Source organism: Vagococcus lutrae (genome assembly GCF_023299185.1).
Classification (GTDB): Bacteria; Bacillota; Bacilli; order Lactobacillales; family Vagococcaceae; genus Vagococcus_A; species Vagococcus_A lutrae.
Genome location: NZ_CP097017.1, coordinates 1,747,509 through 1,759,816, shown reverse-complemented (window position 1 = coordinate 1,759,816; position 12,308 = coordinate 1,747,509). Strand labels below are relative to the sequence as shown.

Sequence of the window (12,308 nt, the reverse complement as noted above, 5' to 3'; positions counted from 1 at the left end):
TTTAATTTTCATTCTCGATAAATAAACTGAGAAGGAATTTCAAGTTGTTCGGGTTGGTTGTCACTGGTCACAATCCGAAAAGCTTCTTGGCCAATTCGATACGCATGATGATCGACTGTCGAAAATTTTAACAAGCGACTGCTCAATTGGTTTTCTTGTCCAACGATAAGTGGCGGTGTCTGTTTTTGTTCATCATAGTAACGCAAAACGCCACTGGCAATATCATCGCCGTTAGCAAAAACTGCTTGGATTTCATTTTGCTTAGCTAGCACATCTTTTGCTACTTGATATCCGTCCGTTTCATCCATCATTCCTGTGATGATTTGATGTGGCTTCGGTGGGCAACCATAAACATGCTCATACGCCTCTACTATTAACGCACTTGTCGCACTTCCATCGCTCTCCCTACTCATCAGTAACCCAATAGATTGACCGAAATGCTGTTTTAAATAATGAAAAACTTCCAAATAAGCTGGCAATCGGTCGCAATAAACAGCTGATAATAATGACGTATCGGGATTTTCACAACACACAACCGGTGCATACTGCGTATACCGGGTCAACTTCTCCAACGAGCTAGCACGCGAAATAAAAATAAGTCCATCAAATGCTTTGCGTTGAAGCTGATTCAAATATGTATCTTCCAACTGTTCGTCGTAAGATGACGGTAAAATGACAATGCGATACGGTGTTGAAAAAGCTGCGTTCACGACACCGTTTAATATTTCCGTAAAAAACGGATGAATCGTATTGGGGATGACCACGCCAATCTGACGAGTTTTCCCATGACTCAAATGTCTAGCTAACTCATTCGGCTGATAATCTAACTCGTCAATCACTTGTAAAATAGTTTGTCGTGCTGTTTCAGAAACATGATGTCGCTGATTAAGGACGCGCGAAACAGTCGAAACGGAATAGCCACTTTTCTTGGCTATATCGTGAATCGTTGTCATATTACCCGTCCTTTCTTTTACCATCGTCTAACTCATCATTAAAATTTCCATATTCTCTATTTCTAATGCTTGGATAAAATAAAGCAAGTCTAAATACAGCTTACGCGAATGAACATAAATTATAAGATAGTCACTAGTTTGAAGGGGCGGTAGCCCCCTTGAAAAAGAAGACGTATCCGTTAATACACACGCTTTTGACGATGTATCTGAAGCATCAATCGTTAATATTGGAAAGTAACGTGTCAGTATAAAAACAAGCTTTTCTTTCAGCGAAGTGTCGCATTTTTGCCAATTAAAGCATAATTCCTGTCCCTCTCTGATTGACCGTTGAATAGGATACGGATTTTGAGTTATCGCCATTTTTATACCTCCTAGATTATGATTACTTCTAGTATAATGGCTAAAACCCGTTTCAGGTCAACTACTAATTTGTTTTAACGTGGGATGGCTTCGCTAAGTTTTTGATAGATAACATTTACTTCTTCTAAATCTCGCGCCGTCGCTCCACTAGCTAGTGGATGCCCGCCCCCTTTATGTTCTTTCGCTATCATATTAATCACAGGTCCCTTCGAACGAATACGGACACGATAGTATCCTTCAGGCTGTTCGACAAATAGTGCCCATGTTTGAACACGGTCAATTTGACCCGGTAAGGGAATGAGTGAAGATGTTTCACTATCATCGACGTTATATTTTTCTAAGATATGATGCGGCAGAATAATACGGGCTGCACCATGCTCATCAATTTCTAAATGCTCTAACGCATAACCAGATAGCCGCGCCACATTTTCTGTTATTTCATCTAATTGTCGATTTAACAAAGTGGCATCAAAGTTAAAACGTCGTAAAGCTGCTGCTACTTCCATTGTTCTAGGTGTAGTACTTGGATACATAAAACGACCCGTATCCCCTACAATCCCACCGTATAACAACCGGGCTGCTTCATCTGTCATCACTAATTGTTCTGGGAAAGTCGCATAGAACTCGTAAATCATCTCGCTACAACTACTTGCGTTCGTATCAACCCAAACAATCTCTCCATAAGGTTCATCGTTAGGATGGTGATCAATTTTTATCACTTTTTCACCTAATGCATAGCGCTTATCACTAATTCGTGGTGCATTTGCGGTATCAGTAACAATCACTAACGCTTGCTCATAATCATCATCTGCGACCTCATCCATCGTTGTCAGATAATCTAAGTCGTTGACCGTTCCGCCTACTTTATAAATTGATTTTTCTGGAAAACTAGCTTGTAGTATTTCCGCTAATCCTGCTTGAGATCCAAGCGCATCCGGGTCAGGACGTTCGTGACGATGGATAATAATCGTTGAATAATGCTGAATCTCTTCTAATATTTCTGTTAATACTGCTTTTCTCATCTGCAGACTCCCCTTTTACGAAATTTCCATTAATTGACACACGACAATGGCTTTACCAACCACTGAATTATCTAAATATACTTCGACGTCTACTTTAGCAGACCGTCGTCCGATTTCTAAAATACGTGGTCGGATTTCAATCTCGCTTTCCAAAGGAATCATTCTAAAATAGTAAATTAAGATGTGTTCAATCACGATATTTCGTTTTTCTTGCTGTGACATGACACGTTCAACAGCGCTAGCAATGACTTCATTTAAAACACCGTACGACAAGACCCCCACGTTGCTTACCATTTGTGGCGACACATTAAACATAAAGCGCAAGTCGTGACTTCCTTCCATGCTTGGTAACGGTTCAATATCTTCTGAAATAATATCCGAAATTGTATTGGCTACTTGTGGTTGTCGTTGTGACATTTGCATTGCCTTCATGACGTCACGTCGGGAGATAATGCCTATTAAAGATAAATCATCTTCGACGACGGGCATCATTTCTAAACCGTCCCAAATCATTAAATGACCAATACTTGCTACACTCATGTGTCGCTTAGCGTGGTTAGGCGACTTTGTCATTACCTTTTCTAATGACTGTGTCAGCGGTTTTCCGATAACATCTTTCGCTGTTACGACCCCTAGCACCCGCATATTATGATTGACAATAGGGAACCGTGAATGGCCTGTTTCAGACGCTTTAGTTTCATACTGTGCAACGGTATCCGTTTGATATAAGTAGTCAGTATTTTCTAAGTTCGTATAGATATCGCCTACAAGCATAATATCTTTTTTGATTAATTGGTCACTAATCGCACGATTAATCAGACTGGCAACCGTAAAAGTATCATAGGTGGTACTTAAGATAGGCAGATTTTCACGATCAGCTAACGCGATTATCTCTTCGCTCGTAGTAAATCCTCCAGTAATTAAAACGGCTGCACCACTTTCAAGTGCTAAACGTTGAACACTTTCTCGATTACCTACAATCATTAAGGAGTGAGATGAGATGTAGCGTTCCATTGCATCTTCTGTCATCGCCCCAATGACAAACTTACTCAACGTGCGATCTAATCCACTCTCACCACCCAAGACGTCACCTTCGATAATTTTGACGACTTCATGGAAAGTCAAACGTTCTATCGTTGATTTCGTCTTGCGTTCAATACGAATCGTCCCCACACGTTCTATCGTTGAAACAAGACCATTCGTTTCCGCCGCCTTAATCGCACGATAAGCTGTTCCATCACTAACATTTAATGCTTTCGCAATACCACGTACAGAGATTCGCTCTCCTACTGGCAGTTCTTCAATATGTGCGAGTATTTGCTCATGTTTTGTTGCCATTTTTTCTCCTCTTCCTCCCAAAAACTAATACAGTTTTCATGGGACTGTTTCATTCCTTTATTATATACAACTTCTGAAGTAATGGGCAACTATTAAAATTAGCATCACGCTTTTGTATTAAGCCTTGGCACGACGTTGTGCTTTAAACCGCACTAACGTCATAAGAAAGGCTAGCAGACAAATCACAAATGACACCCAATAAACGACATGCATACCGTATAAAAAGATATCTGGTCGGTCTGCTAAGTAAGAAATGACTTTTGACCCCATACGATAAGACATCGCTTGATATAACACCGTTGTAGAAAGTGAAATTCCTATAACCATTCCCATATTACGTGCTAATGAATTTAAACTTCCCGCAATCCCTAAGTCTTCTTTTTCTACGCTACTCATCACAATCGTGTTGTTAGGCGATTGAAACATGGCGTTGCCTAAGCCCATCATACCTGGAATAACAGCAAATAAAGCAAGGGACGTCTGCCCATCTACTTGTGTATATAAAAATTGAGAGAGTGTCAGAAGCGCTAAACCGACTAGACAGAGGATGAGCGGCCCTATTTTGTCTGATAGCCAACCACTTAAAGGAGCTGCTACCACCATGACCATTGGAAAGACCATCATAATTAAACCCGCCTCTTTAGGTGATAAGGCTCTCAAACTTTGCAAATAAAACGGCAGTACCACGTTGGTAAAGAAGTTACTTACAAAAATCAATGATCCCGTTAACAAACTCATCGTAAACATTTTGTTTTCAAATAATTTAAAAGAGACAAGCGGGTAGGTCACTTTCTTTTCCACTCGTAAAAACAAATAAAAGCTGATAAACGCTAAAACAAAGAGCAATAAAACTCCTGGACGGTTAAATCCAAACTCTTGTCCTAAAAATACACCACCAAAAAACGTCATAATAAAAGTACCAAATGTTGCAAAACCAGCATAATCAATTTCACGATGCGATTGATAGGTATCTTTTGGTAAGTAACGTTGTCCGACTAAAATCGTGATAATCCCTACTGGAACATTAATTAAAAAAATAACCGGCCAGTCAAAATGAGCGAGAATAAAACCACCAACACCGGGTCCAGTAATCGACCCTAATGAAACAAAGGCTCCCATCATCCCTAACGCTCGTCCTCTTTCAGACATAGGAAATACTTCTGTAATAATCCCTGTTCCTGTCGCCATGGTCATACTCGCTCCAATAGCTTGAATCATACGAGCGATTAATAAAATCCAAAGTGAACCAGGGATACCACATAAAGCAGAACCAATGACAAAAATAACTGTTCCCCACTTAAAAACTTTTACTTTCCCTTTGCTATCTCCTAGCTTTCCAAAGAGTAATAAAAAGGCACAGACTGTCATAAGATAAATTGATACGACCCATTCGACTTGATTCATAGACACGCCTAATTCAGCTGAAATTGTTGGCATGGCAATGTTCACAATACTCCCATCCAGCGTAGACATAAAGGTAAAAAGTCCTACAGCCGCTAACACGTACCAGCGACGATGATTCATACTTGTTTGTTCCATCACGTTTTCCTCCTAAAACATACAAAAACCTCTTCTGCCTAAGCAGTCGAGGTTTTATCATGTTCATTATTTAATAGAAACCTTTATTATTTACGTCGTTGACTTGTTTCCATAATGACCGGTAAAATGACCGGACGACGTTTTGTTTGCTCAAATAGATAGCGACTTAATTGGTCGCGAATATCTTGTTTTAATTTACTCCATTCAAAGTCATTATCTACGAGATTTTTTTCAATAACTTCTTCTACAATACGAGCACTTTCATTTAATAAGTCACGGCTCTCACGTACATAGACAAATCCACGTGACGTAACTTGTGGTTTTGAGACAATTTTACGCGTACGACGGTTGATAGTCGCAACTGCGATAAAAACTCCGTCCTCAGATAAGATACGACGGTCGCGTAAGACGATGTTGCCAATATCACCGACTCCAATCCCGTCAACCATGATATTTTGTGCCTCAACACTTTTTGCCATATGCATGCGTTGACCGTCATACTCGAGGACATCACCACGGCCTGTGATAAAGATATTTTTATACGGAATTCCCACATCATTAGCTAAATCAGCATGAGCCGCTAACGTGCGGTACTCTCCTTGTACTGGAATAAAATAAGTTGGTTTTAACAAATTTAACATTAATTGTAAATCGTTAGGACCACCATGACCAGAAACAGCGACATTATCGGAGATTGTTTTAATCGTTCCACCAGCACGATACACCATATCTTCTGTTTTAGCCAACTCTGTTTCTAAAGCTGTTGACGGCGTCGTTGTAATGTAGACTAAGTCATCTTCGCCTATATTAATCAAGCGATTACGTCCTGTTGCCATTTTTTGTACTGATTTAATTGGTTCACCCATCCGACCTGTTTCTAACACAAGAAGTTGGTTAGGTGCTAATTTTTTAAATTGATGCGGTTTAATAAATAAGTCCTTATCAGGCAAATCAATTTTACCTAAACGGATAGCAATGTTAATGATTTCATTGACATCACGACCATTTAACAATACTTTTCTTTCCGTACGATGAGCTGCGTCTAGTATTTGCTGAATTCGTTGCAAATTACTTGCCACACCTGCGACTATAATACGTCCTTCCCAGTAACGAAGAGTGTCATACACATCTTCTGCGACTTCTTTTTCAGAAACGAGTAAGCGTGGATTTTCTGCATTAGAAGAATCACTTAGTAATGCTAACACATCGCCACGACCAATTTCTGCTAAACGAGCAAAATCTGTTCGATACATTGGAATCGCACTGTGGTCAAACTTAAAATCACCCGTATAAACGATTTTCCCTTCTGGCGTACTCACAACAATCCCAACAGAATCTGGTATAGTATGCGTCGTTCTAAAGAAACTAATCACATTTTTACCAAAGTCAATTTCACTAAACTCATCAATAATGTGAAAATCTTTAAATTTCTTAGATTCTGCATATTCAGATGTCGCTAACTTCGCTAACTCAATAGTCAACTCTGTTCCAAAAACAGGAACCGGTATTTCTTCTAATAAATAAGGCAAAGCGCCGATTGCGTCGGCATGCCCATGCGTCAGAAAGACTCCGACAACTTTCTCTTTATTTTCTACTAAATAAGAAAAATCAGGAATTACCGCGTCAATCCCTAGCAAATCATTTTCAGGGTACTGTAATCCACAATCTAACACATAAATCTCATCGTCGACTTCGACGACGTACATATTTTTTCCATTTTCGCGAACACCGCCAAATGGAATAATTTTGATTGAACTCAACTATTGTCACCTCTTTTTTTATTTTCGGTTTCTAGTAAAGGCACGAACCGCCTTTACTACGTCTTTAATTGACTTATTGGTCTAAATATAAAGCAGAATTGCTTGTTATCTTATCAAACACTTACCGATACTACTGTGTTTTTCACAGTCTCCACCTTATTTTAACATAGCTAGACAAAAAATTCTTGCTTGAATCACTGTGGAAGAGATTATTTTCATATTAAAAAGAGACTCAAGATTATTTTTTATACTCTTTTCTACATTTTTTATCACAACAAAAAACTACCGTTCTCACGGTAGTTTTAGTTAACTTCGAACGAATTGCGCTTCGTACAGTCGACGATAAGCACCTTCTGGTTGAGCCATTAATTCATCATGACTGCCTTCTTCCACTATGCCTTGCTCGTCTACCACGACAATCCGCGTCGCATGTTTAATCGTCGCTAATCGATGCGCGATAATGAGTGTTGTTCTGCCTTCAGCTAGTTGGAACAATGACTCTTGAATGACTTGCTCTGTTTCAGTATCCAGTGCCGATGTCGCTTCATCTAAAATCAAAATTGGCGGATTCTTTAAAAACATTCGTGCAATAGATACCCGCTGTTTTTGTCCTCCAGACAGCTTTACACCCCGTTCGCCAATCATCGTATCCAAACCTTCTGGCATCTGTTCCACAACACGCTCAAGATGCGCTAAACGGACAGCTTCTTGAATCTCGTCTTCAGTAGCATCTAATTTACCATAAGCAATATTCTCACGAATCGTCCCCGGAAAGAGATAGACGTCTTGTTGCACAATCCCAATATGATGACGTAGTGAATCGAGAGTGACGTGCTGAATATCTTGTTGGTCTATCGTGATTTTTCCGTCTGAAATCTCATAAAAACGTGGCAATAAATTACAAAGAGTTGTTTTACCGGCACCACTCGGTCCAACAAAAGCGACTGTTTCCCCTGCTTGCACGTTTAACGAAACGTTAGACAGAACAGGTGTGCCGTCAGAATAAGAGAACGTGACATTTTGATAGGCAATATCTCCTTTAACTTGCACTAAGTCTCGGGCTTGTGGATGATTTTGAATCGTAGATGGACGGTCGATTTCTTCAATAAAACGTTTAAAACCAGCAATCCCTTTTGGATAACTTTCAATCATCGTATTGACTTTTTCAATCGGACGAACGAAAACATTTGTTAATAAAATAAACCCTACAAAATCCCCATACGTTATTTCTCCACGAATGGTATATAACGCACCAAAGATTAATGCAAAAAGATTAATCAAGCGAATCAGAAAATAGTTATACGAAGAGCTGACAGCCATGACTTGATAAAACTTAATTTTTGCTTTTCGATAACCTTGATTAACTTTTTCAAATCGCACTTGTTCAAATGGTTCATTCGCAAAGGCTTGAACGACACGAATTCCACTGACAGCAGCTTCAATCCCCGCATTAAACTCACCTAACGACTGAAAAATTTCCGTATTGACCTTTGTCATTTTCTTATTAAAAAAGACTAAGGCTAACGTAAGAAATGGAATTAAAATAAACGTAGCTAAGGCTAACTTCAAATGAATACGGGCCATCAACACAAATGCCCCGATTACCGTCATCAATGTAATAAAGACATCTTCCGGACCATGATGTGCGACCTCTGAGATTTCAAACAAATCCGTTGTTAAACGACTCATCAACTTTCCTGTTTTTTGATTATCATAGTATTCAAATGGTTGTGTCTGTAAGTGATGATATAACTCGCGACGCATATCTGTTTCAATATTAACTCCTAATAAATGCCCAAAATAGACGACAATATATTGTAAAGCCGTATTAACTAAATAAAAGAATAATAAGGACAAACATGCTACGACAATTAATCGCATATCCTTTTGTGGCAAGATATCATCTATCACACGATTAACGACAATCGGAAAGGCCAATTCTAAAATGGCTGCGACAATGGCGCAGCTAAAGTCTAATATAAATAATCGTTTATAAGGACGATAATAACTAAAAAAACGTTTTAACATATATTTTCCTCCAATCTTGTTTGATTATACCCGAGTGTTCTTAAAAAAGAAAAACTATCTGTCTTGAAAAACAAGACAGATAGTACTACGTCTTCCATTGTAACAACTGACGAATATCTTCTTCACTGAGAGTCGTAGGGGCCACTTCGTCTGACGTCATGACAGACTGAAACAAATCTCGCTTTTCTTCTTGCAGCTGATAGATACGTTCTTCTATCGACCCACGAGCCATAAGTCGCCATACTTCGACGATTTTCTTTTGCCCCATACGATGAGCACGGCTGGAAGCTTGTTCTTCGACAGCAGGATTCCACCATAAGTCGTATAAGACTACAGTATCTGCGCCAGTCAAGTTCAATCCCGTTCCTCCTGCTTTCAATGAGATGAGAAAGACGTCACGTTCACCACTATTAAAAGCATTGACCATTTCTTGTCGTTGTTTCGCCGGCGTGCTACCTCTCAGATAAAAAGAGGCAATATCTAATTCAACCAACTCTGTTTCAATTAATGTTAACATTTTAGTAAACTGAGAAAAAATCAACAGACGACGACCGCTTGCTTTAGCAGATACGACTAAGTCTTTTAATTGATTGAGTTTTCCAGACTCGCCCGTATAATCCTCTACAAATAAACGTGGATCACAGCAAATTTGTCGTAGACGTGTTAAACCGGCAAGAATAGACCAACGATTCTTCTGGAAATCACTTCCAGACATTTGATTGAGTGTATCAGTCATTTGTTGAAGATAGGCGACATATAGCGTTTTTTGTTCTTCTGTTAAATCACTATATAGATTTGTTTCAATCTTTTCTGGTAATTCTTGAAGCACTTCTTGTTTCGTCCGCCGTAAAACAAACGGTTGAATCATCTTTTGAATCGACGTGACCGGTAACTTTTGAAACTGTCGTCTACTCGGTAAAAAGCCCGGCATAATTAAATGAAATATCGACCACAACTCATCAATATGATTTTCAATCGGTGTTCCACTTAATGCAAAACGCTGTGCAACTTTTAAAGACTGGATTGCACGGAATGTTTTGGTTTCACTATTTTTAACCATCTGCGCTTCATCTAAAATAAGCGTTTCAATCGTCACCCCATGGTACAGGTCGATATCCTGTCGTAAACTTGCATAAGACGTAATCAAACAATCCATTTGATTGGCAACAGCAGCTTTAATCGCTTGTTCACGCTGTTCTTTAGCTCCCATCACGATTTGCGTCCGTAATGTAGGAGCAAATTGCTGACACTCCTGTTGCCAATTGTAAACTAAGCTGGCTGGGGCTACGATAAGCGATAAACTTTCTTCATTACGATGTTTTAATAAATAAGCGATTGTTTGAATTGTCTTCCCCAGTCCCATGTCATCCGCTAATATTCCACCAAGTTGCCACTTACTTAACTGATCTAGCCAACGATAACCCGTTAATTGATACGGTCGCAACGTTGCATTTAGCTCATCAGGCGCTGTTTCAGTTAAACGGCGGGGATTGATTAACGACAACAACATCTCTTCAATTGTTTCAGACTCCTTAAACGGTTGCGCATCCGCTAGATTTGTCGACAACTGCAACGCTTGAAACGGCGTCAAACGCATATTGCCCTCTTTTAATTGCCATTTCCCTCGTAAATGCTGTAACCCATGACTGACTTCTTGATAATTATCTGACGTCAAATCTAAAATACTTCCATCACTCAATTGATGAAAAGCTTTCTTTTGTCGCAAACTCTTCCAGACCGCGTCAATTTCCTCTGGTTCAATCCCTGAAATATCAAATTTAAAGCTAAACCAAGAATCATTGTCTGTTACTTCGAGGTCTGGTTGATACTGTGCTCCTTCTAAATACGCCGCTTGAACTTCTTCTGACAGCACAACTTCTCCTAGTGAACGAAGAGCTGGCAACTGACTTTTAAAGAAATGATAAATAGTTTCTCCCTTGATAAACGGTAGTGCCAACTCTCCTTGTTCAAGTGCACATCCAAAAAGCGCTTCTGTCTGAAATGTGACACGTTTTTCTTCCATCTCATCATGAAGTAACGTGTCTGGACCTTTTTCATCAGGACGCAACCAATACTCACCATATTTAAAAAACAAAGAAACTTGTAAGGTGTCTTGAACACGCTCTAAAAAGAAACGCACGTCTAGTGGCTCATCAATCAACGCTTCTAAAATATCTGACGCTATTTCATACGTTCCCACTTGTTTTAATACTGGTAACAAGTGATTAAAAACTTCACTCTGCTGTTCTCGTGCAAAAGTAAAACGCGCATTATCCATTCGCTTTAATCGCTCATCTAAAAGTTGAAATAACCGATATACTTCCAGTGTAGGCACATACAATTGTCCATCGACTAAAAACCAACCTATGTAGCTAAGATGTTGTTGGTACACTCTGTCTAACGCTATCGTAAATCCTTTGTCACTTTGCGAGATACGACTATGGATTAAAGGTGCTGTTTGATTAATAAACGTCCATGTTAATACATTTTCCGATATTTTTATCGTAATCATCGTTTGATAGTCGGGCGTTTCTAACCACTTTCTCAGTGATAATGATGACGCCGTCATATACTTGCTTCCTAAATTTGTAACATGCTTATTCACCGTCGCTTGTTTAATATAAGCATATTCACTTGCTAGCTCGCTTAATAGCCCCCAAGTCGCCGTATCAAAATGAGCAGGTTGTAAATAATACACGGCTTGGTGAATCTCAATCGTTTTACTTTGACGCAACTGTTCAAAGAAATAACCCAAGTCACGCACGACATACGTTTTACCATGTGCCTGTCCTATTTTTAATGACAAAACTAATCCTGTCTGCTTAGCATAACCTTGAATAAACTCGTGTTCTTCTATCATAATCATTAATTGATAGGGCGCTATTTCAGGTGACCAAGGACGATACGTTTCTTGAAACGTCATCAACTCTTCTTTAAATTGTTGGCTAGCATTGGGCATTTTAGGAATATCAGATAAATCATCATTTTGCGCCATTACACGCTGATAACCTAACTCTCGTAAGTACAATTCAACCGCAACTGTATGGCGACAAAAACCACGAGTATTGTCAGGGCACTGACACTCATCCCACTCCTTTGCCGTTCCGTCTAAGTGTACACGATAACGTTTGTCATCTAGCACGTCTGCTTGCCAACGAACTTGGTCAGCATCTTGTTTTAACGACATCACACGTCCTTCATTTAATAACTCTCTCGCTTGGTCTACCACTTTTTCTGGAATCGTCCACTTCATGCTCCCACCTCCTCTTCAAGACTTTATCCTTTTATTGTACCAAACTTTAGCTAAG

The 12,308-nt window shown here is 39.4% G+C and carries 8 protein-coding genes; all 8 read right to left on the bottom strand.

Annotated features, from left to right (window positions below):
- Positions 1-8 precede the first annotated feature (8 nt).
- Entirely contained in the window at positions 9-977 is a 969-nt protein-coding gene (locus M2919_RS08525; protein ID WP_248848644.1) for a LacI family DNA-binding transcriptional regulator, read from the bottom strand.
- Between the two features lie 3 nt (positions 978-980).
- Positions 981-1,313 carry a hypothetical protein gene (locus M2919_RS08520; protein WP_248848643.1) on the bottom strand — a complete coding sequence of 111 codons (333 nt, stop codon included), beginning with the start codon at positions 1,311-1,313 and terminating at the stop codon, positions 981-983.
- Positions 1,314-1,387: 74 nt separating this feature from the next.
- Complete coding sequence (locus M2919_RS08515) at positions 1,388-2,335, bottom strand: DHH family phosphoesterase (protein WP_248848642.1); 948 nt, start codon at positions 2,333-2,335, stop codon at positions 1,388-1,390.
- A 15-nt stretch (positions 2,336-2,350) separates the two neighbouring features.
- On the bottom strand, positions 2,351-3,673 hold the full coding sequence (locus M2919_RS08510) for a DRTGG domain-containing protein (protein WP_023606819.1): 1,323 nt from the start codon (positions 3,671-3,673) through the stop codon (positions 2,351-2,353).
- Positions 3,674-3,790: 117 nt separating this feature from the next.
- Positions 3,791-5,212 carry an MFS transporter gene (locus M2919_RS08505; protein WP_248848641.1) on the bottom strand — a complete coding sequence of 474 codons (1,422 nt, stop codon included), beginning with the start codon at positions 5,210-5,212 and terminating at the stop codon, positions 3,791-3,793.
- An 86-nt stretch (positions 5,213-5,298) separates the two neighbouring features.
- Entirely contained in the window at positions 5,299-6,972 is a 1,674-nt protein-coding gene (locus tag M2919_RS08500) for a ribonuclease J (RefSeq protein ID WP_248848640.1), read from the bottom strand.
- 306 nt (positions 6,973-7,278) lie between these two features.
- Positions 7,279-9,000 (bottom strand): ABC transporter ATP-binding protein, encoded by a 1,722-nt coding sequence (locus tag M2919_RS08495; protein ID WP_222316828.1) that lies wholly within the window; start codon positions 8,998-9,000, stop codon positions 7,279-7,281.
- Positions 9,001-9,085: 85 nt separating this feature from the next.
- Positions 9,086-12,253 (bottom strand): DEAD/DEAH box helicase, encoded by a 3,168-nt coding sequence (locus tag M2919_RS08490; RefSeq protein ID WP_248848639.1) that lies wholly within the window; start codon positions 12,251-12,253, stop codon positions 9,086-9,088.
- Between the last annotated feature and the right edge of the window lie 55 nt (positions 12,254-12,308).